At 66.0% G+C, this 26,924-nt stretch carries 30 protein-coding genes and 1 riboswitch; of the genes, 17 read left to right on the top strand and 13 right to left on the bottom strand.

Going from position 1 to position 26,924, the window contains the following annotated elements; all coding sequences use genetic code 11:
• The first annotated feature begins 44 nt into the window (after positions 1 to 44).
• The 6 genes from ychF (at position 45) to ASC63_RS09715 (ending at position 4,059) form a co-directional block, all read left to right on the top strand.
• Positions 45 to 1,121, top strand: coding sequence for a redox-regulated ATPase YchF (gene ychF / locus ASC63_RS09685; protein ID WP_055812470.1), 1,077 nt, complete (start codon positions 45 to 47; stop codon positions 1,119 to 1,121).
• 103 nt (positions 1,122 to 1,224) lie between these two features.
• Positions 1,225 to 1,668, top strand: coding sequence for a helix-turn-helix domain-containing protein (locus tag ASC63_RS09690; protein ID WP_082487464.1), 444 nt, complete (start codon positions 1,225 to 1,227; stop codon positions 1,666 to 1,668).
• 62 nt (positions 1,669 to 1,730) lie between these two features.
• Positions 1,731 to 2,003 carry a HepT-like ribonuclease domain-containing protein gene (locus tag ASC63_RS09695; RefSeq protein WP_235492089.1) on the top strand — a complete coding sequence of 91 codons (273 nt, stop codon included), beginning with the start codon at positions 1,731 to 1,733 and terminating at the stop codon, positions 2,001 to 2,003.
• 852 nt (positions 2,004 to 2,855) lie between these two features.
• Positions 2,856 to 3,347, top strand: a complete 492-nt coding sequence (locus ASC63_RS09705; protein WP_055812476.1) for a DUF1877 family protein — start codon at positions 2,856 to 2,858, stop codon at positions 3,345 to 3,347.
• Positions 3,348 to 3,409: 62 nt separating this feature from the next.
• Positions 3,410 to 3,643 (top strand): FitA-like ribbon-helix-helix domain-containing protein, encoded by a 234-nt coding sequence (locus tag ASC63_RS09710; RefSeq protein ID WP_055812479.1) that lies wholly within the window; start codon positions 3,410 to 3,412, stop codon positions 3,641 to 3,643.
• Positions 3,640 to 4,059 (top strand): type II toxin-antitoxin system VapC family toxin, encoded by a 420-nt coding sequence (locus ASC63_RS09715; protein WP_055812482.1) that lies wholly within the window; start codon positions 3,640 to 3,642, stop codon positions 4,057 to 4,059. The genes ASC63_RS09710 and ASC63_RS09715 overlap by 4 nt, the downstream gene beginning before the upstream one ends.
• A 95-nt stretch (positions 4,060 to 4,154) precedes the next feature.
• Here ASC63_RS09715 and ASC63_RS09720 read toward each other — a convergent pair whose 3' ends face one another.
• Entirely contained in the window at positions 4,155 to 4,739 is a 585-nt protein-coding gene (locus ASC63_RS09720; RefSeq protein WP_055812485.1) for a DapH/DapD/GlmU-related protein, read from the bottom strand.
• Positions 4,740 to 4,820: 81 nt separating this feature from the next.
• On the bottom strand, positions 4,821 to 5,231 hold the full coding sequence (locus ASC63_RS09725; protein ID WP_055812488.1) for a VOC family protein: 411 nt from the start codon (positions 5,229 to 5,231) through the stop codon (positions 4,821 to 4,823).
• Between the two features lie 113 nt (positions 5,232 to 5,344).
• Between ASC63_RS09725 and ASC63_RS09730 the strand changes: the two genes are divergently transcribed.
• Both ASC63_RS09730 and ASC63_RS16305 read left to right on the top strand, forming a co-directional pair.
• The gene (locus ASC63_RS09730) at positions 5,345 to 6,334 is read left to right on the top strand and encodes a helix-turn-helix transcriptional regulator (protein ID WP_055815283.1); all 990 of its coding nucleotides are present in this window, start codon (positions 5,345 to 5,347) and stop codon (positions 6,332 to 6,334) included.
• Between the two features lie 74 nt (positions 6,335 to 6,408).
• Complete coding sequence (locus ASC63_RS16305) at positions 6,409 to 7,152, top strand: hypothetical protein (protein WP_157487649.1); 744 nt, start codon at positions 6,409 to 6,411, stop codon at positions 7,150 to 7,152.
• Positions 7,153 to 7,231: 79 nt separating this feature from the next.
• Here ASC63_RS16305 and ASC63_RS09740 read toward each other — a convergent pair whose 3' ends face one another.
• Positions 7,232 to 7,576, bottom strand: a complete 345-nt coding sequence (locus tag ASC63_RS09740; RefSeq protein ID WP_055812494.1) for a LysR family transcriptional regulator — start codon at positions 7,574 to 7,576, stop codon at positions 7,232 to 7,234.
• 156 nt (positions 7,577 to 7,732) lie between these two features.
• Positions 7,733 to 8,569: an alpha/beta fold hydrolase gene (locus ASC63_RS09745; protein ID WP_055812496.1), complete on the bottom strand. Its 837-nt coding sequence runs from the start codon at positions 8,567 to 8,569 to the stop codon at positions 7,733 to 7,735.
• Between the two features lie 214 nt (positions 8,570 to 8,783).
• Here ASC63_RS09745 and ASC63_RS16815 point away from each other — a divergent pair, with 214 nt between their 5' ends.
• From ASC63_RS16815 to ASC63_RS09765, 4 genes are read left to right on the top strand one after another with little or no spacing between them, the layout of a single operon-like run.
• Complete coding sequence (locus ASC63_RS16815; protein WP_055812499.1) at positions 8,784 to 11,351, top strand: ROK family protein; 2,568 nt, start codon at positions 8,784 to 8,786, stop codon at positions 11,349 to 11,351.
• Positions 11,344 to 12,672 (top strand): ABC transporter substrate-binding protein, encoded by a 1,329-nt coding sequence (locus ASC63_RS09755; protein ID WP_055812502.1) that lies wholly within the window; start codon positions 11,344 to 11,346, stop codon positions 12,670 to 12,672. The genes ASC63_RS16815 and ASC63_RS09755 overlap by 8 nt, the downstream gene beginning before the upstream one ends.
• On the top strand, positions 12,669 to 13,607 hold the full coding sequence (locus tag ASC63_RS09760) for a carbohydrate ABC transporter permease (protein ID WP_082487468.1): 939 nt from the start codon (positions 12,669 to 12,671) through the stop codon (positions 13,605 to 13,607). Before ASC63_RS09755 ends, ASC63_RS09760 begins: the two co-directional genes overlap by 4 nt.
• Positions 13,600 to 14,511, top strand: coding sequence for a carbohydrate ABC transporter permease (locus tag ASC63_RS09765; protein WP_082487470.1), 912 nt, complete (start codon positions 13,600 to 13,602; stop codon positions 14,509 to 14,511). Before ASC63_RS09760 ends, ASC63_RS09765 begins: the two co-directional genes overlap by 8 nt.
• An 11-nt stretch (positions 14,512 to 14,522) precedes the next feature.
• On the opposite strand, the gene ASC63_RS09770 is transcribed toward ASC63_RS09765, so the two are convergent.
• On the bottom strand, positions 14,523 to 15,527 hold the full coding sequence (locus ASC63_RS09770; RefSeq protein WP_235492091.1) for an alcohol dehydrogenase catalytic domain-containing protein: 1,005 nt from the start codon (positions 15,525 to 15,527) through the stop codon (positions 14,523 to 14,525).
• Between the two features lie 128 nt (positions 15,528 to 15,655).
• Between ASC63_RS09770 and ASC63_RS09775 the strand changes: the two genes are divergently transcribed.
• The 4 genes from ASC63_RS09775 (at position 15,656) to ASC63_RS09790 (ending at position 17,261) form a co-directional block, all read left to right on the top strand.
• Positions 15,656 to 16,279 carry a hypothetical protein gene (locus tag ASC63_RS09775; protein WP_055812511.1) on the top strand — a complete coding sequence of 208 codons (624 nt, stop codon included), beginning with the start codon at positions 15,656 to 15,658 and terminating at the stop codon, positions 16,277 to 16,279.
• Between the two features lie 8 nt (positions 16,280 to 16,287).
• A riboswitch (guanidine-III (ykkC-III) riboswitch) is annotated at positions 16,288 to 16,356 on the top strand.
• A 13-nt stretch (positions 16,357 to 16,369) separates the two neighbouring features.
• Positions 16,370 to 16,618, top strand: a complete 249-nt coding sequence (locus tag ASC63_RS09780) for a CBU_0592 family membrane protein (protein ID WP_055812512.1) — start codon at positions 16,370 to 16,372, stop codon at positions 16,616 to 16,618.
• A 68-nt stretch (positions 16,619 to 16,686) separates the two neighbouring features.
• A complete protein-coding gene (locus tag ASC63_RS09785; protein ID WP_055812516.1) occupies positions 16,687 to 16,881 on the top strand; it encodes a type II toxin-antitoxin system VapB family antitoxin in 195 nt (64 codons plus the stop codon).
• 5 nt (positions 16,882 to 16,886) lie between these two features.
• The gene (locus ASC63_RS09790; protein WP_055815290.1) at positions 16,887 to 17,261 is read left to right on the top strand and encodes a type II toxin-antitoxin system VapC family toxin; all 375 of its coding nucleotides are present in this window, start codon (positions 16,887 to 16,889) and stop codon (positions 17,259 to 17,261) included.
• 52 nt (positions 17,262 to 17,313) lie between these two features.
• Here the strand turns inward: ASC63_RS09790 and ASC63_RS09795 are convergent, their stop codons facing one another.
• On the bottom strand, positions 17,314 to 17,493 hold the full coding sequence (locus ASC63_RS09795; RefSeq protein ID WP_055812518.1) for a hypothetical protein: 180 nt from the start codon (positions 17,491 to 17,493) through the stop codon (positions 17,314 to 17,316).
• Between the two features lie 202 nt (positions 17,494 to 17,695).
• On the bottom strand, positions 17,696 to 18,481 hold the full coding sequence (locus tag ASC63_RS09800) for a putative protein N(5)-glutamine methyltransferase (protein WP_055812520.1): 786 nt from the start codon (positions 18,479 to 18,481) through the stop codon (positions 17,696 to 17,698).
• Between the two features lie 104 nt (positions 18,482 to 18,585).
• Between ASC63_RS09800 and ASC63_RS09805 the strand changes: the two genes are divergently transcribed.
• A complete protein-coding gene (locus ASC63_RS09805) occupies positions 18,586 to 19,269 on the top strand; it encodes a hypothetical protein (RefSeq protein ID WP_055812522.1) in 684 nt (227 codons plus the stop codon).
• Positions 19,270 to 19,277: 8 nt separating this feature from the next.
• On the opposite strand, the gene ASC63_RS09810 is transcribed toward ASC63_RS09805, so the two are convergent.
• The 6 genes from ASC63_RS09810 to ASC63_RS09835 form a co-directional block, all read right to left on the bottom strand.
• A complete protein-coding gene (locus ASC63_RS09810; RefSeq protein WP_055815293.1) occupies positions 19,278 to 20,768 on the bottom strand; it encodes a DHA2 family efflux MFS transporter permease subunit in 1,491 nt (496 codons plus the stop codon).
• 233 nt (positions 20,769 to 21,001) lie between these two features.
• On the bottom strand, positions 21,002 to 22,144 hold the full coding sequence (locus tag ASC63_RS09815; RefSeq protein ID WP_055812525.1) for a cysteine desulfurase family protein: 1,143 nt from the start codon (positions 22,142 to 22,144) through the stop codon (positions 21,002 to 21,004).
• Positions 22,141 to 23,004: a carboxylating nicotinate-nucleotide diphosphorylase gene (gene nadC / locus ASC63_RS09820; protein WP_055812528.1), complete on the bottom strand. Its 864-nt coding sequence runs from the start codon at positions 23,002 to 23,004 to the stop codon at positions 22,141 to 22,143. The genes ASC63_RS09815 and nadC overlap by 4 nt, the downstream gene beginning before the upstream one ends.
• Entirely contained in the window at positions 22,998 to 24,596 is a 1,599-nt protein-coding gene (gene nadB, locus ASC63_RS09825; RefSeq protein WP_235492094.1) for an L-aspartate oxidase, read from the bottom strand. The genes nadC and nadB overlap by 7 nt, the downstream gene beginning before the upstream one ends.
• A 2-nt stretch (positions 24,597 to 24,598) precedes the next feature.
• A complete protein-coding gene (nadA, locus tag ASC63_RS09830) occupies positions 24,599 to 25,912 on the bottom strand; it encodes a quinolinate synthase NadA (RefSeq protein WP_055812534.1) in 1,314 nt (437 codons plus the stop codon).
• Positions 25,909 to 26,661, bottom strand: coding sequence for an NUDIX hydrolase (locus ASC63_RS09835; RefSeq protein WP_055812536.1), 753 nt, complete (start codon positions 26,659 to 26,661; stop codon positions 25,909 to 25,911). Before ASC63_RS09835 ends, nadA begins: the two co-directional genes overlap by 4 nt.
• Positions 26,662 to 26,924 lie beyond the last annotated feature (263 nt).

Consider the following 26,924-nt stretch of genomic DNA (forward strand, 5'->3'; position numbering starts at 1 on the left):
ATCCCGGCTGAGGGCGTTGCGGCCCGCGGATAGACTTGGTGCCCGTGGCTCTCACTATCGCAATCGTCGGACTCCCCAATGTGGGCAAGTCCACCCTCTTCAACGCCCTCACCAAGAACTCGGTGCTCGCCGCGAACTACCCGTTCGCCACGATCGAGCCGAACGTGGGGGTCGTGAACCTGCCCGATGAGCGGCTCGCTGTGCTCGCCGGCATCTTCGGCAGCGAGCGTATTCTGCCCGCCCCGGTGTCGTTCGTCGACATCGCCGGCATCGTCAAGGGTGCCAGCGAGGGGGAGGGGCTCGGCAATAAGTTCCTCGCGAACATTCGTGAAGCGGATGCGATAGCGCAGGTCATCCGTGGATTCAGCGATGCGGATGTCGTGCACGTCGACGGCGCCGTGAACCCGGCATCCGACATGGAGACCATCAACACCGAGCTCATCCTTGCTGACCTGCAGACGCTCTCGAAGGCCGTGGAGCGGTATGAGAAAGAGGTCAAGACCAAGCGCGCCGAGCCGATCGTGCTCGAGACCGCGAAGGCGGCGACGGCGTGGCTCAACGACGGCAAGCCGCTGAGTTCGAACGCGAAGCTCGACCTCGAGCCGATCCGTGAGCTGGGGCTGCTGACGGCCAAGCCGTTCATCTACGTGTTCAACGTGGACGAGGAGATACTCGGCGACGCGGCGAAGCTCGACGAGCTGGCCGCGCTGGTTGCCCCGGCGAAGGCCGTTTTTCTCGACGCGAAGCTCGAGAGCGAGCTCATCGAACTGGATGCCGAGGACGCGGCGGAACTGCTCGCATCCACCGGCCAGGAGGAGAGCGGGCTCGACCAGCTTGCCCGCATCGGCTTCGCCACGCTCGGCCTGCAGACCTACCTCACCGCCGGGCCGAAAGAGACGCGCGCCTGGACGATCCACCAGGGCTGGAAGGCCCCGCAGGCCGCCGGCGTGATCCACACCGACTTCGAGAAGGGCTTCATCAAGGCCGAGGTCATCTCCTTCGACGACCTCGTCGAGACCGGCTCGATTCACGAGGCGCGTGCCCACGGCAAAGCCCGCATCGAGGGCAAGGACTACGTCATGCAAGACGGCGACGTGGTGGAGTTCCGCTTCAACGTCTGATGCGGGGCTTCGCAGGACAGGGCGACGGCTGCTCTCACGCGACCGGTTGCGACCAAAGCGTTCTGGCTGTCGCTAAGGCCATATCACGCGATATAATCAGACCATGGTGAATCCAGTTCGAGCGCTTCGCGAGGCTGCCGGTCTGAGCCAGGCAGAGCTTGCGCGACGGTCAGGGGTTGCTCAGCCCAATGTTGCCGCCTACGAGGCTGGGCGGCGCAGCGTCTCGGCCGAGATGCTCGATCGCCTGCGGACGGCCGCGCGACCACTGCCTCATGATGCGCTCGCTGCGCGCAGTGCCGACCTTGTCAGACTTGCGGGCCGGTATGGCTTCGACAATGTCCGAGTCTTCGGCTCCGCGGCTCGCCGCACAGACGGTCCTGGCAGCGATCTGGACATCCTGGTCACCCGGTCGCCCGGCACCGGGTTGCTCACGATCGCGGCGTTCGCTGCGGAAGCGAGCGAGCTACTCGGTGTCGAGGTCGATGTGGTGACCGACGGCGGTCTGCATGCCGATCATGAGATTTTGGCGACGGCTGTCGCGGTATGAATGAGCGGGATGCTGCGGCTCTGACGGAGATCGTCCGTCTGTGCAGCGTCGGGGCGAATCTCGTGGCACGCGGTGATGAGTGGCACCTCGGGGACCCCGACAACGTGCCGGGTCTGGCGGCAGAGTCACTGATCATCAAGATCGGCGAGAATGTGGCTCGTCTGAGCAACGCCACGACCGACCGGCACCCCGAAGTGCCATGGTCGTTGATCAAGCGGATGCGGGACCGTTTGGCGCACCACTACGAGGGCACCGACTACGGAGCGGTCTGGGACACGATGATCGTCGACCTGCCGACGATCAGCAGATACATCCAGTCGCTCTCAGCAAGGTGAGCCCGCCCGTGGCGGAAAAACGAGATCGTGCATGGCAAGCGCGGGATCATGGCGGACACTGCCGTGCGACTCAGCCGAGCGCAACGCGCTTGTCGAGCAGCTCGCGGCGATCACTCCGCTGAAGGTCGCATGAGCGACTGGCGCTCGGACCGTGTCGGCTCTGCCCACGAGGGGATGAACCCGACTGTGCTTGCTGAACTGGACGCTGCCTTCGCAGTGATCGGCGATGTCCAATGGCTTCCCGGATATACTCGCTCGCGCTGACGAAGGCCTCCGGCGTCGATCGGCTCTCTGATCTGCCGCGGCTGGAACGCCTCCGGTATCTTGCCGACGTCGACCCGCTCGCGACAGCAGTGGAGAGCGTCCGCTCTCGGTTGGATGACGCCTTCCGACGCATGAATGTGGAGATCCTCGGCAACACGGATGCGTTCCTTCACGCGCACATTTGGCCACGCTATTCGTGGGAGCCTGCAGAGCTGGCCGGCAAGCCGGTGCGGTTGTATCCGGCTCAATTACTGGCACGATCCGGCTCTGGAGCTCGGCCCTGCGCACGATCACCTTCGCTCTGAGCTTGCCGCAGAGATTATTCGACTGCGAAACGTGGTGGACTTCCGCTTCAACGTGTAGCCGCGTTTCGGTTCAACGCCTGGTCGGAGTTCTCTTCGGGTGACACTGAGTCCGGGCTGAACCTGCGGGCGACCCTCGGCGGGCGAATCCCAGTAGTTGAGGCGCGTCGCGTGACCGGCGATTACTCAGGTGCACCGTCTCCGCACATTCTGCGTTTCGGGTGACTTCTCCACAATCGCTGGGGTTTTGTCCAGGGGCGCGTTGCTCGCACGACAGGATCGATGCATGGGAATCAGATACTACGCGTACGCCTTTGACGCTGACATGACCGCACGTGCGCAGGCCGACCCGAGGAGTTTCATCAATGACGATCCGCTTGCGGACGCATGGGGCATGCCCCATGGCGCGCAAATCGCGGTGACTAACTTTGAACAATCGGTGCCCAAGACCGACATGCTGTATCTCGACAAAGCATGGTCAGGGTTGCAAGCGATGACGCGCCCCAGCGCGACGGATCGTCGGCCACGACCTGCGTACCGGATGTTCGAAGGGCAGGTCACGATGCACGAAAATGGTTGGATCCCGTGGGTGCGAGCCCTGTCGCCGGAGGAGGTCCTTGAGATCGCCGAGGATCTCGCCGATCTGCAGCACACTGTGCAGGACGATAAGAGAAATGACCGCGACGACCGATACGTGCTCGACTTCCTGAATCGAGCTGTGGAGTTCGTAACGGGTGTGGCTGCGTCTAATCGGGGATTCGCCTACCTGATCGGCTGACGGTGAAGCATTCGCCGACTCATGATATCGTGACTGATATCATGCGAGGAGGTGATCGCCCCATGGCGTCGATTATCGTCCGTGGACTCGATGAGTGGGTCAAGGAGCAACTCGCGGCGCAGGCGAAACAGCACGGGCGTTCTATGGAGGCTGAGGCTCGTGACATTCTGACCCAGGCCGCACGCAGACCGCACATCGGGCTGGCGCTCATGCGAGCCGCTCAGCAGGTGGGTGGTATCGATGACCTTGTGGTTCCGCAACGCAACGACACCGCACGAGCGGTGGACTTCGAGTGATAGTTCTCGACACGAATGTCATTTCGGAGGTTGTCCGTTCGGTCCCGAATGATCGTGTTGTCGCGTGGCTTGAAGCGCTCACCAGTGAGGTCGCGATCACTGCGGTGACGCTCGCTGAGCTGCTGGCGGGCGTGGGCCGGCTCCCTGATGGCCGGCGAAAGGCCGAGTTGTCCGCTCGCATTGCAGCCGCAATCGAGCCCTTTCGCGGTACCCGTTCAATTCTGGCCTTCGACGACACGGCAGCTGCTTACTACGCTGATGTCCTCCTCGCACGAGAGGCGGCCGGGCGTCCGATCAGTACAGCTGACGCGCAGATCGCTGCGATCTGCCTCGCGCACGACGCGACTTGCGCGACTCGAGACGTCAGAGATTTCTCGCATACCGAGGTCGACCTGCTCGATCCGTGGTCTGACTGAAGCTAAACTCCCAAGCGGTGTCGTCGTGTCGTAGCGGTGACGGGTGCGCATGCAGAGGTTGTTCCGTGCTGGAACGCGGTGGCGATGCTCTCCGATTATCCGTCTGACACCGTGCCAACCTGCTTCGCAGGCACGCCAACGACGATTGCCCGCGCGGGCACGTCCTTGGTGACGACAGCTCCTGCGCCCACTACGGCTCCGTCGCCGATCGTCACACCCGGCAGCACCGTCACGTTGGCCCCGAACCACACGCCCCGGCCGATCACGACACGTGCCGGGTGCATGTCAGCCCGTCGGCTCGGCGCCATGTCGTGGTTCAGCGTCGTGATGACGGCGTTGTGACCGATGAGGGAGCCATCGCCGATATCGATACCACCCTGGTCCTGGAACCGGCAGCCACTGTTGACGAACACATCTTCACCGAAACGGATATTCTTGCCGAAATCGGCGCTGAAAGGTGGGAAGAGCTGGAACGACTCGGGGACTTTGCGCCCGGTCAGCTCGCTCATCAGGGACCGCACCTCATCGGGAGAGTGGTAGCGCCCGTTGAGCTCAGCCGTGATGCGCAGCGACTCCTGGCTCGTGGCGCGCATAGCCGCGTGGTGCGGCGAACCTCCGGGGATCGTCTCCCCGGCGTTCAGGGCTATCAGAAGGGCATCGAGTCCATGAATTTCAGCCATACCGTCCACGGTATCGCGCCGTTGACGGCGCTTGGGCTGGGCACCTGGTGTTGTTCGGCTACGGAAGGTCGCGGAGTTTCGCTATTCCTGGGCCTCGTTCGCGAATCGGGCCCGGGCTGCTTCGCTGATCGGTGTGAAGAAGTTGATCAGGTTGCCATCCGGATCCCTGACGAGGAGCGAACGGTTGCCCCAGGGCATGTCCGTCGGCTCATTGATGAACACGTCGACGACATCCTGAAGAGCCGTGTAGCTCGCGTCGACGTCGTCGACGAGGAAGTCCAAGGTGACGCTGCGATTCGCGCGAGCCTCGGCGGCATTGTCTCCGAGCAACGGCACCGTGGCAGTGCTCGCGATGGCTAGCGTGCCGGATGGTGTGCGAAGCTCGGCGAACAGCGGGTGAAGCCGCTCGACGGTGATTCCGGTGACTGTTTCGTAGAACGCGACGAGCGCGTCGACGTCGTCGGTGATGATGCGGGTGGCTGCCAATTGCATTGCCGTCTCCTTTTGTTGTGAACGTGAATGTGGCCCACGAACCTGGCCACGGACACGACGGTAGCGGCCATACCGGGCGAAAACTGCCCGGTATGTAAGCAAAGATGGGTGTCATGGCCGACACGACCGCGCGAGCGTTGCAGTTGCTTGAGCTGCTGCAGTCCGCGCAGTTGCGCACTGTTGCCGAGCTGGCAGAATGCCTCGGCGTCGACGAGCGGACTGTTCGCAGAGATGTGGCGCGACTGTTCGGTCTGGGAGTGCCCGTCGAGACGCTGCGAGGGCGCTACGGCGGTTATCGGCTCGCGCCCGGCCAGCGCGTCCTCCCGCTCATGTTCAGCAATGAGGAGGTAGTCGCGGTCTTTCTTGGGCTTGCCCGTGCGCAGGCGGCAGCACGCGAACCGGGGATTGCCGCGCAGACCGCCCTGTCCAAGATCAAACGAGCGTTGCCGACTGCTGATGCGAAGCGGATCGACACGCTGCTCGGGGTGATGACACGCACCTCCCAGCACGGGGGAGTCGCTCCCGACCCTGCCGTGATGCTGACCTTGGCGGAGGCCGTGAACCTTCGACACGTCCTCCACCTGCGCTACCTCAGCGGCGACGGTGTCCCGTCGCGGCGCACGATCCACCCGTATGGCCTGGTCGCGCACTCGGACCGGTGGTATCTCGTCGCGTTCGACACGGATAAGCAGGAGGAACGTACGTTCCGGGTAGATCGGATTCGAACGGCTCGGTCGATACGCGGAACCTTCGCGCCGCCGCAGCAACTCGACGTGGAAGGTCACCTCCTCGACCTCTTCGCCGATGCGGACTATCGATGGAAGGTCGTGCTGCGCATTCGAGAGACCGAGGATCACATCCGGGGACATCTGCCGCCCAGTGTGGCTCGACTCGAAAGACTGGACCGCGCGGCCGACCGGGGGCGCGAAGACGCCCTGCCCTGGCATCGCGCCGAGATCCATGCCGAGAACCTCGATTGGCTTCCTTCCGTCATTGCGGCTCTCGACTGCGAGGTGGTGATCGATCGCCCCGACGAACTCCGAAACCGGGTGAGGGCTGCAGCGACGAGGATGCTTCACGCGGCCGGCGACTCAGCTGACTGAATACGCGACGATTTTTGGTCACACGCGGTATAAAGAGCAAGGGCCCCTCCGTCTGTAGCAGCACGGCGGTCTGGTTGAATCTCGTCGCCGTTTTGGATCTGAAGGAGCCACCGATGCTGAACGATGAACAACGTCGTCGGCCGCGTTCGGGATTTCGGCGCGTCGTGGGTGCGTTGGCAATTGCGATTCCGCTGATCGCCTCTGTGTCCGGATGCGCCGCAGGAGCGGCAACGAACGCAGGTGCAACGCCCGCATCGGCCATCCCCGCGAACAGTCAGACGCCGTCTTCGACGCCGACGCCCACACCGACCGTCGTCTCTTCCGATCCCGCGACGTGGACGATCGACTTCGATGGGGTTGGACCGTTCAGCTTAGGTGGTTCGGTCTCAGCCGCGAAGAACCGTGTCGGTCCTGCGTACACGCTCAGACCGGCGGAATCCTGTCCGAACCCCGCGATGTCGATCTTCGCGTCCCCTGCCCATCCGACCCTCTGGGTGGCGGCTGACGTAAGCGGCTCGGACGAGATCAAGTCCGTTTTCGTCGGGGGAGACGCATCCATCGATGTTCGCGCAGACGGTTCGCCCCAAACCGATCGAGGCGTCGGAGTCGGGACACCGGTTGCGCAATTGACAACGGAATACCCGTCGGCCGTGCTCGACTCCGATGCACACTACGGACCCGTCTATATCCTGGACGACCCAGCGAATGCGTCAGACCCTCAACGCGATCGACATGTTCTGTTCGGTACCAGGGATAACGTCGTGACCGCTGTCTCCGTTCAAAGCGGTACTAAGTACGCCGCTGAATTCTGCGGTTGAACGGCGACGTGGTGGCGTTCCGTTTCAAAGGGCGACCTCTGGTGGAGGGAAACGCAGCGTCGCGCGCAGGCCGCTCGGGTCAGCGACCCTGACGCTTCTTATACGGCTTTGGCTTCCCCTTCACGATGGGGGCACGGCCCTTTCCCTTCGAGGCTTTCGCCTTGCCGCCAGCGTTCGCCGCGGGTTTCTCGGCGGGAGCGGGCGTTGCTGCGATCTCCTCCCTGGCCTCGTGAAGAAAAAGAATTCCGACCTTGGTCAGTTGGGTTTCACCGTTCCGGGTGAAGAGCGGGTGCCCGATCTCGGTTTCGAGTTTCTCGATCGATGAGTAGAGGGAAGCGAGCGGGATGTTGAGGGCGTCCGCGGCACGCGGGAAGTGCAACTCCTCGGCAACTGCGACGAAACGTCGAAGCAGGGTGATGTTCACGGGGAGCCTTTCGTCGGTGCGCGCGAATCGCGACCGGTCTACAGGTTACGTGAGTCGGTCGACAGATCACCCCGCTTTCGCAGCGCACCCTTTCCGCGGCGTGGGTGCGTTGCGAAAGCCGGGTGATCTGGGACCGCAAGCGCTGGCGCGCGCGGGTCAGCGGCGGGAGCGCTCCGCGAGCCACTCCAGGGCGGCGACGGCGCCGGTGAGTACCGAGATATGGCCGTCGCCGGGGGAGAGGCGCAGCTCGGCGCCGGGGATGTGACGGGCGAGCCAATCGCCGTGTGCGGCGGGCACGATGCGGTCGAGCCCGCCATGCAGCAGCAGCGTCGGCGCGACGATGTCGGCCGGGTTGCATCCCCAAGGTGTGACATAGGCGATGTCGTCGTCAATCTGCCCGTACGGTCCCGACTCCAGGCCGCGGCCTGCCACCGTTCCGAGCCAGCCCCAGTCCCCGCCGAGTGCTGCCATGTCGGCTGCCGTGAACTCCGGGTCGTATTCCACACCGGATGCCTCGAACCGCGCCTTAGCCTCGCGCCCCTCGCCGGCCGCGAGCAGAGCCGCCCGGCCGGAATCGATCATGCCCGCGAACCAGTGCAGCCCCTCCGCGTCGAATGGCGCAAGGGCCGCCCCTGTCACCACGCCCAGCACTCGCTCGGGCAGCAGCGCGGCACAGGCCAGCGCGTGTGGGCCGCCTCCGGAGTGCCCCATGACCGCGAAGCGCTCGAAAGCGAGCGCATCGGCGACGGCGGCAACGTCAGAGGCCGCCGACGCGATGGTGCGACCGGCGTGCGGACTCGATCCGCCATAGCCCGGACGATCGTATGACACCCAGCGAATGCCGAGCCGGTCGGCGGCGGCGAACAACGGCGCGGGCGGAGAGCCAACATTGGGTGTGCCGTGATGCCAGAAAACGACGAGATCGCCGACACTCTCGGTGTCATATGTGTGCAGTGTGCGACCGTCATTCAGCACAAGGTCGAGCTCTTTCATCGTGCGCCCCCTTCGGCACTCGTCTCACAGAGTAGCCAAGCGGGCGTCGCGCCGCCCTTTGGCAAGAGGGTTGCGTAAAGCGCGGTCAATCGCTCAGTCGAAATGCTCAGTTGTTGGTTGCGTATTGACCCCTCTGCGTGGGCGCCATACTCTCAATCAACACAATTACGAAGTGTGGTTGCGTATTAGAGATCTGCCGAGGAAGGCGCCCACTGTGACACAGTTGTCTGAGTTCGATGAGGTCGAGAGCGCGGCGATTCGTCAGCGCAATCTTGATGCGTGCATTCGGGCACTGCGCCCCGCCTCAGAGCTCACACTCACCGAGATCGCCAGGGCCACTGGGCTCTCCCGCCCGACCGTCGGCGCGATTCTCGGTGGACTGGTCGACACCGGGCTGGTCGTCGAGCGCCGCGGCGCCTCGAGCCAGCGTGGCGGCGCCGGACGCCCCGCACGCGGATTCGCGATAGAGGCTGAGTTCCGCTTCGTCGTCGGCGTCGACCTCGGCATTGACACAGTGACGGCCGTCGTCAGCGACCTCGTCGGGCAGATCCGCAACGCGGTCGATCTGCCGGTTCCACTCGGAATCGACCCGTTCGATCGCCTGGAACTCGTCAGTGAAGCCATCGAACAGCTGCTTCGTCCACTCGGCATCGAGAGTTCCCGCCTCGCCGCGGTCGGCGTGGCGGTAACCGGCATCGTGGATGACCGCGGCCGCGTGGTGCTGGCCACGCGCGTACCGGCGTGGTCCGGCGTCGACATCGCCGCGCGCATCCGGCGTCAACTGGGCGTGCCCGTCGTTCTGGAGAACGACGTCAACATGGCGGCCGTGGCCGAACATCACTCCGGCGCGGCGCGCTTCGCCAACGACGTGGTCTTCGTCAACGTGGGCGAGGCCGTGAGCACGGCACTGATTCTCGGCGGCAGGTTGCATCGAGGCCACAACTTCGCGGCCGGTGAGCTGGGCAGCCTCTCGGGCACGACACTGCGTGAGGATGTCTCTCCCGCCGCCATCGACAGGCGGTCGCTGCTCGCGCGCGCCGACGGTGGCGACTCCGCATCCGAGGCGATCGTCGACGAATACGTGCAGCGCATCGCCCAGGGCATTGCCACCGCGAGCGTGGTGATAGACCCCGACCTTCTCGTGATCGGGGGCGCACTGACCGGCGCGGAGGATTCGCTGCTGACGCGCATCCGGGCCCGGGTGGGCGGCACGGTGCTGCGCATCACCCCGCCGATGATCGTCTCGACCACTCTGGGAACCCGCGGCGTGGCCATCGGTGCGCTACTGCGCGCCCACGATCTCGCGGCGCAGCAGCTGACGGGAAGCAGCTCACTCGAGCCACCCGTACTGAGCGTTCATGCTGTCGACGGCGTGAACGAGGAGACCTCGGGGCGACGAGCGCCGTTGGCCGCACGCATCAGCCGGCTCGCCGAGCGATCGAGAGCGGATGCCCCGCTCGCCTCCCCCACGGCGCTCGTCGCACCACGGACTCCCCGGCGCGCGCAGGCGGCGATAACAGACGCGGAGTTGCGGGTCGCGGTCGTGGGTGTCGGGATGCGCAGTGAGCTGGCCGGCTGGATCGACCGCCCGGGATCGGGCGCACGACTCACGGTCGCCGTCGACGTGAATCCGGCGGCCCGATCCCGGGCGGCCAAACTCTTCGGTACCGACGTCGAGTTTCGAGAGGATCACCGCACGCTGACAACCTCCGACGTGGATGCCGCCATCGTCGTGACTCCTGACGACACGCATGCCGCCGTCGCCATCGACCTGCTGCGGGCGGGCATCGCCGTGTATCTCGAGAAACCGCTCGCCATCTCCATCGACGACGCCGACGAGATTCTGCGCGTCGCCGAGCAGACCGGCTCGAAGCTCTACATCGGGCACAACATGCGGCACATGGCCGTGGTTCGGCTCATGCGCGACATCATCGCGCGCGGCGAGATCGGCGAGGTGAAGTCGGTCTGGTGCCGGCATTTCGTGGGCAACGGCGGCGACTACTACTTCAAGGACTGGCACGCGGATCGCGCGCGCTCTAATGGCCTGCTGCTGCAGAAGGGCGCGCACGACATCGACGTGATCCACTGGCTGGCCGGCTCATATACGCGCGATGTCGTGGCCATGGGCGATCTGAGCCTGTACGGCAGCATCACCGACCGCGAGGATCGCTCGGGGCAGCTGATGGACGACTGGTTCTCGCTCGACAACTGGCCGCCTCTGAGCCAGTCGGGGCTCAACCCGGTGGTCGATGTCGAAGACACGTCGATGATGCTGATGCGTCTCGACTCCGGTGTTCTGGCCAGCTACGAGCAGTGCCACTTCACTCCGGATTACTGGCGCAACTACACCGTGATAGGCACGGAAGGCCGCCTGGAGAACTTCGGCGATGACGACGGTGGCGTTGTGCGGGTGTGGAACTCGCGCACCACCTTCGATGCGGCAGGAGACCGCAGCTATCCCATCGTGGGCGAGCTCGACGGTCACGGTGACGCCGACCAGCTCACCGTGCAGGAGTTCCTCGATTTCGTTCGTCTGGACACGACAACCGAGACCTCGCCGGTGGGCGCGCGCTACGCGGTCGCTGCCGCGGTCGCTGCGACCGAATCGCTGCGCGACGGCTCGGCTCCTCGCGTTGTTGCGCCACTGGAAGAAGAGCTTGAAACGTACTTCGAACGGAATCAGGAGCGGCCGAAGACGACCGAATCAGTCCTGAGCACCGTCGAAGCTGCCCCCACAGCCGCCATCCGGCGGCACCCCTCGAAAGGACACAGCAATGAGTAAATTATCCTCGGTCACGCGCACCAAGCGGGGCCGTCTTGCCGCCAGCGTCGTCGGCGTTCTCGGAGCCGTCGCGCTGCTCGCCGGATGCAGTTCAGGCGCCGGCGGTACAGCATCCGGCAGTTCGGATGCCTACAAACCGCCGGCCAAGAGCCTCGCGGCGAACATCACCTATGCGCTCTGGGATCAGACGCAGGTGAAGGCGATCGATGCCAATCTGAAGGAATTCAACAAGGAATACCCGAAGATCAAGGTCAATGTCGACGTCACCCCGTGGGGTGACTACTGGACGAAGCTGCAGACCGAAGCATCCAGCAACACGCTTCCCGACCTGTTCTGGCTGAACGGGCCGAACTTTCAGCTCTACGCCGGCAACGGCAAGGTTGAGCCCCTCACTTCCGTCGTAAAGGGCGGCTACATCAAGCTGAGCGACTACCCCAAGGCGCTCGTCGAGATGTACTCCCTGAACGGAACCCAATACGGGGTGCCGAAAGATTTCGACACGATAGGCCTCTGGTACAACAAGGCCATTTTCGCCGAGGCCGGCGTCGAGGTGCCGAGCGACAGCTGGACCTGGAGCGATTTCCAGAGTGCCGCAGCGACGATCTCGAAGAAGCTCGCGAGCAAGGGCATCTACGGGGCTGCGGGCGGCATGGACGGCCAGACCACCTACTACAACACGATCTTCCAGGCCGGTGGCAGCGTGCTCTCGGCCGACGGCAAGACGTCGACATACGACAGCGCTGCAACCGAGAAGGGCATCCAGTTCTGGACCGATCTGATCGCCTCCAAGGGCTCGCCATCCATGAAGCAGCTGACCGACACCGCAGCAGACCAGTGGTTCGTCTCCGGCAAGCTGGCCATGTTCTACGGTGGCGACTGGGCCCGCAGTGAGATCGCCGCGTCGCCGATCGCCAAGAACGTCGACGTGGCACCGTTGCCCGCCGGCGAGAAGAAGGCCACGGTCATCCACGGTGTCTCTAACGTCGTCGCGGCCTCGAGCAAGAACAAGCAGGCCGCTCAAGCGCTGCAGGTCTTCCTCGCCAGCAAGGCCGCCCAGCAGCAGCAGGGCGATATGGGCGCGGTCATTCCCGCGTTCAATGGCACCCAGGATGCCTTCGCCAAGTCGATGCCGGGCGTCAACCTCCAGGTGTTCCTCGATGAGCTCGCCTACTCGGTGCCGCTGCCGATTTCCAAGAACACGGCGGCATGGAATGCGTTCGAGACCACGCTGCTGCCGGAGGCGTTCTCGGGATCCAAGCCCGTTGGCGACGTGCTGAAGGACCTCACAACCCAGATGAACGGCGCATTGGCCAAGGGATGAGTACCACCTCCACCCGTATCCGCTCCGTCTCGCCGGTGACTAGCCGGCGGGGCGGGGCTGCGGCCCGCAATGACGGTATCTGGCCCTGGATCTTCGTGCTGCCGCTGGTCGCCGGCGTCGCCCTGTTCTATCTGTGGCCCATTCTTCAGACCGCCTTCTTCTCATTCACCACGTGGGGCGTCTTCGGCGGTGCCACGTGGAGCGGGTTGGACAATTACGCGCGGCTAGTGACGGATCCGCAGCTCTACCAGGCGCTGGGCAACACGCTGATTTACACCGCGATCGTGCTGCTCGGCGTTCCTATCGCCGTGTGGCTCGCGAGCCTCATCAACACCCCCGGTCTGCGATTCGCCGCGTTCTACCGCGTGCTGTACTTTCTGCCGTACGTGGCCATGCCCACGGCCATCGCGCTGGTGTGGCGCATCATCTTCAACGGCGACTTCGGCATTCTCAACTACGCCCTCTCGCTCGTGGGAATTGACGGTCCCTACTGGATCAGCACCCCGGGTTTCGCTCTCATTGCCGTCTCGATAGTGGGACTCTGGTCATCCCTCGGCTTCTCGATGATCATTCTCGGTGCAGGGCTCAAGAATATTCCGCCCGAGTTATATGAGGCGGCCGAACTCGACGGTGCGAGCCGCTCGCGCCAGTTCCGCTCCGTGACGGTTCCGCTGCTGAGCCCGAGCATCTTCTTCGTGCTGATCATCACCACCATCTCGAGTTTCCAGCTGTTCGACCTGCTGTACGCACTGCTCGGCAGTAAGAATCCGATCATGCCGAAGACCGCCTCGCTGGTCTTCTACTTCTACAGCCAGGGCTTCATCAGCAATGACAAGGGATACGCCGCCGCGATAGCCATCTTCATCTTCCTGCTGATCGGGCTGGTCACGATTCTGCAATTCCGCCTTCAACGACGCTGGGTGACCAATGACTAGTACAGCGACCCGCCCGCCCATGGTGCGCAGCACGCGTCCGGATGCCGCGGGCCGATCCGGGCGGCGCCCCTCGCGTCGCCCTGGTGCCCCGCGCGGCGGCTCCCACGCCCTGGTGCATGTGATCCTGGCCGTCGGCGGCCTCATCATGGCGTTCCCGTTCATCTGGCAGATCATCATGTCGCTCTCCACCAACGCCGAAGTGCAGAGCGTGGTGCCCACGTTCTGGCCGTCGGAGCTGCAGTGGCAGAACTACGCCGACGTGTTCGAACGGTTGCCGTTTGTCTCGCAACTGTGGACATCCGTGCTCATCACGGTGATTCGCACCGCGGCGCAGATCGTGCTCTGCACCATGGCCGGCTACGCCTTTGCGCGGATGCGCTTCTTCGGGCGCACGGCGCTGCTCGCCATCGTGCTGTCGATTCTGCTGGTTCCCTCGCAGGCCTACCTGATCTCGCAGTACCAGATCGTGCAGGGCTTCGGATGGCTGAACACGGTTCTCGGGCTCGTCGCGCCGGGGCTCTTCAGCGCATTCGGCACGTTCCTGATGCGCACAGCGTTCCTCAACCTGCCGGCCGAACTCGAGGAGGCAGCACGCATCGACGGCGCCTCACCGTTCCAGACGTTCTGGCGCATCATGCTGCCGCTCGCCAGGCCGAGCATCAGCGTTCTGGCCATCACGACGGTGCTGTTCTCCTGGAACGAGCTACTCTGGCCGCTCGTGGTCTCGACCTACTCGAACATGATGCCGCTCTCCGCGGGTCTCGCCACGCTTGCCGGCGACGTCACGGTGAACTACCCGGTGCTTATGGCGGCCAGCCTGCTCGCGATGGCACCGGTACTGATCACCTTCATCGTGCTGCAGCGCCGGGTGATCGACGGCCTGGCGTCGTCCGGGCTGAAGTAGGGGCAAGCTGTTCAGGGCGTGACCACGATCTTGCCGCCGAGCGTGCTGCCGCTTTCCGTCTCGAGCAGGTGATGCGCCTCGGCCGCGCGGCTGAGCGGCAGGCGCGGCCCGATTCGAGTGGCGATGCCGCGAGCGGCGAAAAGCGCGTTGAGGGCATCCGCTGCCTCGCGCAGTTCGCCGACTGTCGCGTTCGTGATGGCGAAGCCCCGAATGCTGACGTCGCGGGTGTACATCGCACCAATGGGCAGCGGCGTGGTTGCCGTCAGCCCGGCGGAGACAATGATTCGACCCCCGGTCTTCATGAGCGGCACGGCGTCGATCAGGTTCTGCCGTCCGGCACAGTCCCAGTACAGTGACAGGCCGGTGGGCGTCTGCGCGGCAAGCGAAGCGGTCAGGCCGGATGAGCGCGAATCGAGCACGGTCTCGGCCCCGCACGAGCGAACCCAATCGGCATCTGCCGCCGAGGCGGCCGCCACGACCCGCGCGCCCAGGCTGGTAGCGAGCTGCACGGCGGCAGAGCCGACCGCCCCGCCCGCCCCACCGATGAAGATCGTGTCACCGGAGGCCAGCCCGCCCTCCCGACACAGCCCGAGATGGGCGGTCGCCACGCTGTGTAGCACGCTCACCGCCTGGGCGGCCTCGACACCGGGCGGCAGCGGGTAGACCCGTTCCGCCGGCGCGGCGACAAGCTCGCTGAACGAACCCTGACGGCCGTGATGGCCGAGGCTGTTGCACCAGACCTGATCGCCGGGCGTGAACCGTGTGACTTCAGTACCGACCGCCACCACCGTGCCCACGACGTCGCGACCGACCACGAACGGAAACGTCATCGGCGTTCGATATGCGCCGGAGCGCACGAACAGGTCGACGTGGTTGACCGCCATCGCCTCCGACCGAATGAGCACGTCCCCGTCGGCAAGCCTCGGCACAGGCAGCAACCCGTAACGGATGCTCTCGGCCGGCCCCAGCTCGTCGACGAATGCTGCGTGCATGGTGGTCGGCAGCGAGATGCTCACCGTTACATTCTGGTACTCGCCGGCGCCGCGGATCTCGCACCGCCGCATCCGGTTAGCACGCCCCGACGGGTAGGCTCGAGGAGGCCCACGCGGCCGCATGATCGACCGGGAGGCTGAGGGCGCGAGAGGTGGTCTGGTTTCGGCGTCGACGCGGTGAGCGCAAGCATGCGATGAGGCCGTTCGACGTCTCGGCACTTCCCGAGCTGGTGCAGCCCAGCTTGGCGAGCGCGGTCGATGAGGGTCTGATGCTCGCCGAATATTCGAGCCGCATCTCGCTCAAGAACAGCATCGAGATCGGGGTGCTGACCGGTGACGCCGCCTACGCCGCCGAGGATTATGCGCGGATGGCACGTGTGGTGCTCGAGGCGCTCGCCGAGGAGTCGGCAGTCGCCGCCGAGCATGTCGCCCGGCAGCGCAAGTGGGCGGTGTACATGGAGGGCAAGCCGCAGCACGTGCACGACTACCACCCGGTCGACGGCGCGAATCTGCGGCGTCGTGAGGAGCTCTCCCTCGCCATGGCCGAGCGGCTGCGCGAACGTCGTGACGATGCCGAATACGTGGCGGGCCTTGTCGAACGCGCTCGCGGCGATGCCTGGCACGAGATAGCGCGAGCCATCGAGGAGTCGCTCGACCGCTCGAATCTGCCGCGCGACGCGAACTACGAACGCGAACGCGACCAGCGGATGCGACTGCTCGTTACCGAGGATCTGGCGCGTTTGCGAGACTCCGCACCCCGGGCATCCGGCAAATAGAATGGCCGGGATGCGGCGAACGGCGCCGTCTCCCGGACGAGTGAAGCGACGTACCCGGAACGACAAGACGACGCTCTCACGGAGGTTGTCATGGGTCAGGTCATTCAGGTCGTCGGGTCGCTGCTGGTTCTCGCCGGATTCGCGCTGGCCCAGTGGGGCATCCTGAACCTCAAATCGCTGCGCTACTTAGTGCTGAACACCGTCGGTTCCGCGGTGCTGGCGGTCAACGCGATCTACGAGGCGCAGTGGGGCTTTCTGCTGCTCGAGGGAGTGTGGGCGATCGTCTCGGCGATCAGCCTGGTTGCGGTGTTGCGCGGTCGCGCGCGTGAGGCACGCTAACGTCACGAGTCTGGTGAACATCCGCACCCGCATCATTTGATGCTAAATTTGATGCAGGAGGTCTGAGCATGCGCACGACGGTGACTCTGGAAGACGAACTGGTGGCGAAGGCCGCCGAGCTGACCGGCACGATCGAGAAGTCCGCACTGGTGCGTCTGGGCCTGGAGGCGTTGATCCAGCAGGAGAGCGCTCGGCGATTGGCCCTGCTCGGCGGAAGCGACGCGAAGGCAACAGCCGCACCGAGGCGCCGTAACGCCGCGTGATCTCGATGATTCTCGTCGACACCTCGGTGTGGATCGACCATCTGCATCATGCCGAAGCGGAGTTGGTCGACCTGCTTGACCGCAGCCTTGTCGTCCAGCACTCCGTGGTGATCGGTGAGCTTTCGTTGGGCTCCCTGCGCAGCCGCGCCGATGTTCTGCGTCTGCTCGCGAATCTGCCGGTGACGTCGGCGGCCACGCATGACGAGGTGATGTATCTCGTCGAGCAGCACAGGCTGTTCGGGCGGGGTTTGAGCCTCGTCGACGCGCACCTGCTGGCCTCAGCTCTGGTGACGCCGGGTACAGGAATCTGGACACGGGACAAGCGGCTGCACGCGGCGGCAGCGCGCCTGAAGCTCGCCTACGACCCGCTGGCTCGCTGAGCCGGTCTGGCCCTCATCTCACGGTGTGGCGACATGCCACGGACCTCCGTGCCTATAGTCGCGTTGCCATTCGACCGGCGGCGGCAAGTTTTCTGCCGGCCGTCGTGAGATAGCCGAGCGCCGTCAGGTGCGCGGCGTCGTAATCTGCCGCGACCGCCTCCCAGTCAGGAATCAGCCAGGTGCCGTCATGCCCGGTGACGCGCCACCAATCGTGGCGTTTCTCCAGACTCACATCCAACGGATACCGGGCGACTGAGCAATTCTTCGAACAGCTCGCCGTCGGAAGGATGGATGGCGGCGTTGTGCACGAGGGGCCAGGTTGACGGCATCGCGGTGGCGATGAGGCTCAGGCAGAGTCGTCGCCCGCGAGGCCCGCTCAGCAGATCCTCGTATTCGCCCATCGTGGAATCGTATCGTTGCGTCGCTTTCTGGATTCAGCTGAGAGGGCGGGTACCGATCACGACGGACGCGCTCAGCTCGTCGTCGGTCATCACCTGCGGCGTCAGCCCGTAACTCGCGAAGATCTCGGCGGTGACGGGGGCCTGGCGTCTGCTGGTCTCGATCAGCACGCATCCGCCCGGCCTGAGCCACGCCGATGCCTGCGCGGCCACGCGGCGTTGCACGTCCAGCCCGTCGGCGCCCCCGTCGAGGGTGACTCGGGGCTCGTGAATGCGCGCCTCGGGAGGCATCATCGCTATCTCCTCGCTCGGCACGTATGGCGCGTTGACGGCGAGGATGTCGACGGTGCCGCGCAGGGCATCCGGGAGCGGTTCGTACAGGTCGCCCTCGAACACCTGCCCGCCGAGCGGCTCGATGTTGCGGCGGGCGCAGCGCACCGCAGCGGCCTCGATGTCGGCGGCGTACAGCCGAATGCCCGGCACGGATGCCGCCAGCGCCGTGCCGACGGCGCCGGATCCGCAGCAGAGATCGACGACCACAGACCCCGAACGTGCGAGCGCGGCCGCCTGCGCCACGAGAAACGCGGTGCGGCGTCGGGGAACGAAGACGCCGTGTTCAACGATGATGCGCAGCCCGCAGAATTCCGCCCAGCCCAGGATCGGCTCGAGCGGCAGCCCGGATGCGCGCCGCCGAACCATGTCGGTGAGCTCGGCGGGCGTGCGCGCAGCCGAGACCAGCAGCGCTGCCTCGTCTTCGGCGAACACGCATCCGGCGGCACGAAGCGTCGCGACGACAGCGGATTCCGAGAGAGAAGAGACCATCGACCATCTCCTCCTCGGTATCGCTCCAGTGGGAGCACCGATTCTAGCGGGCCATTGCGCTCGCGGCCGAGGCGCCAGCCGCCGGCGCTCACTAGAATTCCAGAGTGAGTTTCGTTGAGGTGCTGAGCATCATTGTCGCCTGCGCTGCCCTGCTCGTTGCGCTGATTGCGGTGGTACGAGGCAAGGGAGCCGAGAACGCGGCCGAGGAGGCCCGCACGCGAGCGGACGAGGCGCTTGCGCACTCCAACGCCGCAGCCGAAGCGGCATCGTCGGCTGTCGCGACGGCGGCCGACGCCCTTCAGCGGGCGGCAACGGCGGCACAATCCGCCTCGGCTGCCATGAAGACGGCGGGCGATGCGGATGCCTCGGCTCACGCCGCCGAGAACCTGGCGGAACGCGCGCAGGCCCAGGCGACGCAGGCCGTTGAGCGCGCGGCGGCCGCGACGGAGGAGGCCGCGCTTGCCGGGCGGCGGGTGAGCGAGGTCGCTCCAGCCGCGTCAGCACCGGATGGCGAGGTGCGCTGGGAGTGTGAGCGACTGCGCGGTGCCGACTGGGTGGCTCGCAACGTGGGCTCGGTCATTGCGCATGCGGCGCTCGTGAGTGACGCGAGCCGACCGCCCAAATACGTCAGGCCCGACGAGGTCATTCCCCGTGATGTGCAGCCCGGCGATCACCTTCCATTTCGGGCGAGCTCAGACAGCGCCGTTCGCTCGCCGAGGATTCGTCTCACCTGGAGCGACGACGAAGGCACCGCGCAGGCTCATGAGTTGACGCTCGTCATGAACTGACCACACCGTCAGTGCGCGGCGGGCGCGCCCTCGGGCATATCGGCCGGCTTGCGAATGAAGAAGGCAGCCACGACGGCGACGAGGAAGATGATCGCCCCGGCGAGGAACGCGCTGCGAACGCCGCCGGCCACGGCAGCAGCATCCGATGCCCCGTTGGCCGTGAGCGTTGCCGCCTGGGCAGACATGATCGTCACGAAGAGCGCCGTTCCCGCGGCGCCGGCAACCTGTTGCACGGTGCCGACTATCGCGCTCGCGTGCGAGTAGAACTTCGGCTGCACCGACCCGAGCGCTCCCGTGAACAGCGGGGTGAACAGCAGGGCGAGGCCGAGGCTGAGCGTGACGTGCGCGGCCAGCAGCAGGCCGGCGGGCGTGTGATCGGTCACGAAGGTGAGAGCCCACAGCACGGCGCTGACGATGATAGAGCCGGGCACGAGCAGCACTATCGGCTGGAAGCGGTCGTAGAGACGGCCGACGAACGGCGCGAGCACACCCATGAGCAGACCGCCCGGCAACAGCAGCAGGCCGATCTCGACCGGTTGCATGCCCAGCGCCTGCTGCATGTAGATGGGCAGCAGGATGATGGTGCCGAAGAGCGCGATCATGCTCGCCACCATCATGGCGATCGAAATCGTGAAGGTGGGGGAGCGGAACGGCCGCAGATCCAGCAGTGCCCTCTCACGACGTTGCAGCCGCAGCTGTCGCAGGATGAAGGCGGCAAGGCCGACAACGCCGACGCTGAGAGAGATCCACATGGGCATCGCGGCTGCGGCCTGGGCGCCGGCGGAGGAACCGGCCTCGGCACCCGCGCCGATGTTGCTGAGCCCGTAGACCAGACCGGCGAAACCGAATGCCGAAAGAATCACGCTGGTGACATCGATGGGCGTCTTGCGCGGCTCGGTGACGTTCTCCACCTTGCGGATGCCGATGACCAGCATCACGACGGCGATCGGCAAAACGATCCAGAACATCCACCGCCACGTGAGCGTGTTGAGGATGATGCCCGAAATGGTCGGGCCGATGGCGGGCGCGACGGAGATCACGATGGAGACGTTGCCCATGGTTCTGCCGCGTCGCGCCGGGGGTACGAGAGTCATGATCGTCGTCATCAGCAACGGCATCATGATAGCCGTGCCGCTGGCCTGTACGACGCGGGCGGCGAGCAGCACCTCGAAGCCGGGCGCGAGCGCCGCGGTGAGCGTGCCCGCCGAGAACAGCGTCATGGCAGCGATAAAGAGAGAGCGGGTACTGAAGCGTTGCAGCAGGAACCCGGTGATGGGGATAACGACGGCCATCGTGAGCATGAATGCCGTCGACAACCACTGCACGGCGCGGGCATCGATCTTGAGGTCGATCATGAGCTCGCGCAGCGCGACACTCATGATGGTCTCGTTGAGAATCACCACGAATGCCGCGGAAAGAAGCAACCAGATGACGCGCGAGTTGCGGCGCGCGTGCGGGTCGATGATCTCGGCGGATTGCCCGGTGTTGTGCTCAGCCATCGTCTCCGTGGAGGAGGCGGTTGTGTCGGTCACGAGAGAGCTCCTGTCGGCGGCCGTGTGGGCAACGCCGTAGTCATGAGAAGTGTGGTGAGGAAAAGTCGATAAGAGAGCAAACCGAGGTGGGGATCGGGCTATTCCGACACGGGAAAACTTTCCAGAAGAAAGACTATGCGACGCCTCTGACATTCCGAATGAACTGCCAGCGAACCGTGACCGAACTCGACTCTGTGGTCTCAGCGACCGAGCGTCGAGACGGCGGCGACCGCCTCACGAACGGATGCCGCGACCGGCGTCAATTGCTCGCCCGTCACATCCGCAGACCAGGAGAACCGTACAGCGGTCTGAGCCACCTGTTCCGGGTAGCCGAGCGCCACGAGCACGTGGGAAGCCTCGTCGCTGCCGGCCGCGCATGCCGAACCGCTCGAGCTCACGACGCCGCGCTCCTCCAGTTGCAGCAACACCGATTCCCCGCTCGTGCCGGGGAAGACGAAGGATGCCGTTGCGGGCAACCGCAGGCTCGGATGCCCGGTCAGTTCCGCGTCGGGAACCGACGCCAGTACGGCTGAGATGAAAGTGTCACGCGCCGCCATCGCGCGCGCCGCGTTCTCGACCCGGTCGCGTTCGGCCAGCCGGGCTGCCGTGGCCAGTGCGACGGCACCCGCCACGTTCTCGGTGCCGGAACGACGCCCGCGCTCCTGCCCGCCGCCGTGCAGCACCGGCTCGAGGGGGATGCGCCCGCGCACGAACAACGCGCCGATGCCTTTCGGGGCGCCGATCTTGTGACCGGAGACGCTCAACGCATCCACGCCGAGGGTCTTCGCCGACACATCCAGCCAGCCCGCTGCCTGCACCGCATCCGTGTGGAAGGGCACGCCGGCCGCGCGTGCGACGGCCGCGAGCTCGACGATCGGCTGCACCGTGCCGACCTCGTTGTTGGCGTATATCACGGTGGCGAGGGTCGTGTCTTCGCGCAGCACGGATGCCAGCTCGTGCGGCTCCACCAACCCCGTGCGATCGACGCCGAGAAACGTGACCTCGAAGTCGTGCTCGCGCCGCAGGTAGTCGACCGATTCGAGAACGGCCTCGTGCTCGATCGGGGTCGTCACGATGTGGCGACCGCGCGGGTTCGCCAGCGCCATACCCTTGATGGCAAGGTTGTCGGCCTCGGTTCCGCCCGAGGTGAAGACCACCTCGCCGGGGCGGCATCCGAGCCAGGATGCGACGGTCGCGCGCGCATCGGCCAGCGCGCGCGCCGCCGATTCACCGACCGTGTGGTGGCTGGACGGGTTGCCGAAGTCGCCCGTCAGATACGGCCACATCGCCTCGAGCACCTCTCGGCGCACGGCCGTAGTTGCGGCCGAATCGAGGTAGATCATCGCGCTGCGGTCACATCCACGTCGAGGCCGAGGTCGAGCGAGCGCACGCTGTGCGTGAGCGCGCCCACCGAAATCACGTCGACGCCCGTTGCGGCTATCGCGGCGACCGTGTTGAGGTTGACGTTGCCGCTCGCCTCCACAATCGCGCGCCCGGCGATGAGGGCGACGCCCTCGCGCAGCTCGTCGAGGCTGAAGTTGTCCAGCATGATCGTGTCGACGCCGGCGGCGAGCACGGGCTCGATCTGGTCGATGCGGTCGACCTCCACCTCGAGGTGCGTCGTGTGCGAGAGCTGCGCGCGCACCGCACGCAGCGCATCCGTCACGCTGAGCCCTCCGTGCGCGGTGAGCACCGCGAGGTGGTTGTCCTTGGCCATCACGGCATCCGAGAGCGAGTAGCGGTGATTGTGGCCGCCGCCGCTGGCGACGGCGTGCCGCTCGAAGGCGCGCAGCCCCGGGGTGGTCTTGCGGGTGTCGACGATGCGCGCCTTCGTGCCCGCGGCAAGCGCCACATACTGCGCCGTGAGTGTGGCGATGCCGCTCATGCGCTGCACCAGGTTGAGGGCAACGCGCTCGGCCTGCAGCACGCTGCGGGCCGGTCCGGTGACGGATGCGAGCACCGCACCCTTCTCGAACGCCTCACCGTCGGCGATGTGCAGGGCCGTTTCGGTCGTCGCATCCGCCGCCGTCATGGTGGCCGCGAACACGCCACCGCCGCTGAAGACGCCGGGCTCGCGTGCCACGAGATTCGCGGTCGCGCGCGCCTCGGCGGGAATGAGCAGCTGTGAGGTGATGTCGCCCCACGGCGCGTCCTCGGTGAGGGCGGCGCGCACGACGGTGTCGATGATCTGGGGGGTCAGCATGGCACGGGCACCTCTCTGGCCCACGCAAGATGGCGGGCGAAGTCGTCGGATGTGGCCGGGTAGTCGGAGCGGAAGTGCGCGCCACGCGATTCGCGACGTTCGAGCGCGGCGCTCACGAGCAGCCGGGCCAGGTCGAGCAGGTTGGCGTCTTCGCGCTGGGCGATGCTCACGCCTGAAGCGGTGGCGGATGCCGCGTCCGCGGCGCTCCACCCGGCCAGCGTCTGCGCTGCCTCCTCCAGACCACCGCCCGAGCGGTGCACGCCCGCGAACCGCCACATCAGCTGCTGCAAGCTGGCTCGATCCACGACTTCGGCATTTCCGCTGGTCGAGTAACGAGCGCCAGCGAGTGTATCGAGACCTGGTGACGAGGTCTCGATACGCCGCAAGCGGCTACTCGACCACCGGGGATCATTCGCCAGTTGCGTTGCCGCCCGATGCGCGAAGACCACCGACTCGAGCAGCGAGTTCGACGCCAGCCGGTTCGCCCCGTGCGCTCCCGTGCAGGCGACTTCACCCACCGCATACAGCCCGGCAAGAGAGGTACGCCCCCACGTGTCGGTGGCAACCCCGCCCATCCAGTAATGCGCGGCGGGCGTGACAGGAATCCCCTCGCGCGCCCAGTCGAGCCCTGCCGCACGACCGGCGGCGTCAATCGTGGGAAAGCGCGAGGTGAGAAAATCGGCGCCGAGCCGCGTGGCATCCAGCAGCACAGGGGTGCCGCCCTGAGCCGCCATCTCCACGGCGATGCCACGGGCGACCACGTCGCGCGGGGCGAGTTCAGCGTCGGGGTGCACGTCGAGCATGAAGCGCTCGCCGACTGCGTTGCGCAGCACGGCACCCTCACCGCGCACCGCCTCGGAGACGAGAAAGTTGCCGGGGATCGCCAGCGCCGTCGGGTGGAATTGGTAGAACTCGAGGTCGGCCATGCGCGCCCCCGCGCGCCAGGCGGCGGCCGCGCCGTCACCGGTCGTCACCGCCGGGTTCGTCGTGTGTGCATAAAGCTGCCCGGCCCCGCCCGACGCGAGAATCACGGCATCCGCGTACAACGCCTCGCTCTCGCCCTCGCGCAGAACCTCGATCCCGACCACACGCCCGTCGTCCACGATCAGCTCACTCACGAAGGCGTGTTCCAGAATGCGGGCGGCGGATGCGCGCACCGCGCGCACGAGCGCCGTCTCGATGGCGGCTCCCGTCGCATCCCCTCCCGCGTGCAGCACGCGTGCGTGCGAGTGCGCCGCCTCGAGGCCTCGGGCGAGTGCCCCGCCGGAGCGGTCGAACTCTACGCCGAAGCGGATCAGGTCGCGGATGCGTTCCGGGCCCTCCGAACACAGCGCCTCGACGGCCTCGAGCACGTTCAGCCCGGCGCCGGCGCGCAGCGTGTCGGCCACGTGCTCGGCCACGCTGTCGTCGTCGAAGATGGCGGCCGCGATGCCACCCTGCGCGTAGAGCGTGTTGCTCTCGCTCAGCCGCGCCTTTGTCACGAGCGTGACCTCGTGCGTGGCGCTCGCCGTGAGCGCCGCAACGAGGCCGGCGATGCCGCTGCCGACAACGATGACGCTCGGCCGGGTGCCTGCCATGCCCAGACCACTCATGCTCAGGCCGCCGAGATCGAGGCGAGGGTGCTGCCGGGCTTGGCCGCCAGCATCCGCTCGAGGGCTACCCGCGCAGGCTCGGCCACGTCGGCCGGCACGGTGATGCGGTTGAGCACCTCGCCGCGCACGAGCCCCTCGAGCACCCAGGCGAGGTACCCGGGGTGAATGCGGTACATCGTGGAGCACGGGCATACCACCGGGTCGAGGCAGAAGATCGTGTGTTCGGGGTACTCGGCGGCCAGGCGCTGCACCATGTTGATCTCGGTGCCGATGGCGAAGGTCGAGCCGGCTGGCGCCGCGGCGACCGCCTTCTGAATGTAGTCGGTCGAGCCCGACTCGTCGGCGGCATCCACCGTCTCCATCGGGCACTCGGGGTGCACTATCACGCGCACGCCGGGAAAGTCGATGCGAGCCTGTTCGATCTGCGCGGGCGTGAAGCGCTTGTGCACCGAGCAGAAACCCTGCCAGAGGATCACCTGCGCATCCTGCAACACGGATGCGTCGTTGCCGCCGAGCGGCCGGCTTCCGTTCCAGAGCGGCATCGCCTCAAGCGGCACGCCCATGGCCTTCGCCGTGTTGCGACCCAGGTGCTGGTCGGGAAAGAACAGCACGCGCTGCCCGCGCTGGAACGCCCACTCGAGCACCGTGGCGGCGTTCGAGGAGGTGCACACGATGCCGCCGTGCTCGCCGCAGAAACCCTTGAGCGCGGCGGAGGAATTCATGTAGGTGACGGGGATGACGGGAACGCGGCCGTCGGCATCCGGCTCGGTGCCGTAGAGTTCCTCGAGCTGCTCCCAGCACTCGGTCACCGAGTCGATGTCGGCCATGTCGGCCATGGAGCAGCCGGCGGCGAGGTTGGGCAGAATCACCGCCTGCTCGGGCCTGGAGAGCAGATCGGCGGTCTCGGCCATGAAGTGCACCCCGCAGAAGACGATGGCCTCCACCTCGCTCTTAGCCTGGGCCGCGTTGGCGAGCTGAAAGGAGTCGCCCACGTAGTCGGCGTACTGCACGACCTCGTCACGCTGGTAGAAGTGGCCGAGCACGACGACGCGATCGCCGAGAGTCTGCTTTGCCTCATGGATGCGACGCGCCAACTCATCCTTGCTCGCGGTGCGGTACTCCTCCGGCAACTCGCCCTGACGCGGGGAGCCGATGGGCAGCGTGTCGCCCATCGAGGCGCCGGGGCCGTATCCGGGCTCTTTCGCGTCGAACTCCCACGGTGCCTCCACGAGCTCGGGGGTGCAGATCTCGCCGTCGGTCTCGCCATCGGCGATGAGCTCGATTCTCGTGTCGACGGATGCGATGGTGGCGCTCATGGTTCTCTTCTTTTCTCGGTGAGGGCCGACGCGAGCGGGCCCTGATCGGCCAGGTCGATGGCGGTGTTGTATCGGTAGAGACGCGGGGGGCGGTGCTTCGTGCCGGTGAGGTGCGTTCCGGTGGCGACCACGGCATCCGATGCCTCGATGCTGCGGCGAAAGTTGGCCGGGTCAAGCGCCCTGCCGAGCACGGCCTCGTGCACCTCGCGTAGCTGGGCGAGGGTGAAGGTCTCGCCGAGAAAGGCGTGCGCGATGCGGCTGTATTCCATCTTGGTGCGCAGCCGCCAGAGGGCGTATTCGACGATGAGGTTGTGGTCGAAGGCGAGCTGCGGCAGGGAATCGGCAGCGAGCCAGCGCACATTCTGCCCCTCGCTCACCTGGGCCGCCTCGTCGGAGCGCACGAGCGCCCAGTAGACGATGGAGACGACGCGCTTGTCGGGGGAGCGGTCGAGCTCGCCGAAGGCGTAGAGCTGCTCGAGGTAGCGCGGGGCCAGGCGGGTGGTCTCGCCGAGTGTGCGGGCTGCGGCGCCGGCGAGATCCTCGTTGGCCGCGAGCGGTCCGCCGGGCAGTGCCCACCGGCCGTCATATGGTTCGCGGATGCGACGCACGAGCGGCAGCCACACGGTCGGCAGCCCGGATGCCTCATCCCGTCTCAGCGCGAAGATCACCGTCGAGACCGCGAGCGAGACGCCCTGCTCCGTGCGCGCAGTCGGCCCCGTGGCCGGCTTGCGGGCATCCACGGTGTTCATGCGCACCCTCTCACACAGGTTAGGGTCAGGATGACCCTAAGACAACCTCCATCTTAGTGTCGTTCTGACCTGAACCTCCAATTGGCATCACACGGCACGTCGCGGAGGTGCGCGAGATTCACCAATATGCGGATGTACCGGCCGACATGCCGCCTCGGCAGCCCGCACACCCGGCGTGTCCGCCTGGCATCCGCAGCTTCGCGAAACAGACGCCGCGGCGGACGAGAGGATCGGCGCGAAGAACCCGAGCCGTACCGGATGCC

Origin of the sequence: Leifsonia sp. Root112D2 (genome assembly GCF_001424905.1) — a bacterium.
GTDB lineage: Bacteria > Actinomycetota > Actinomycetes > Actinomycetales > Microbacteriaceae > Root112D2.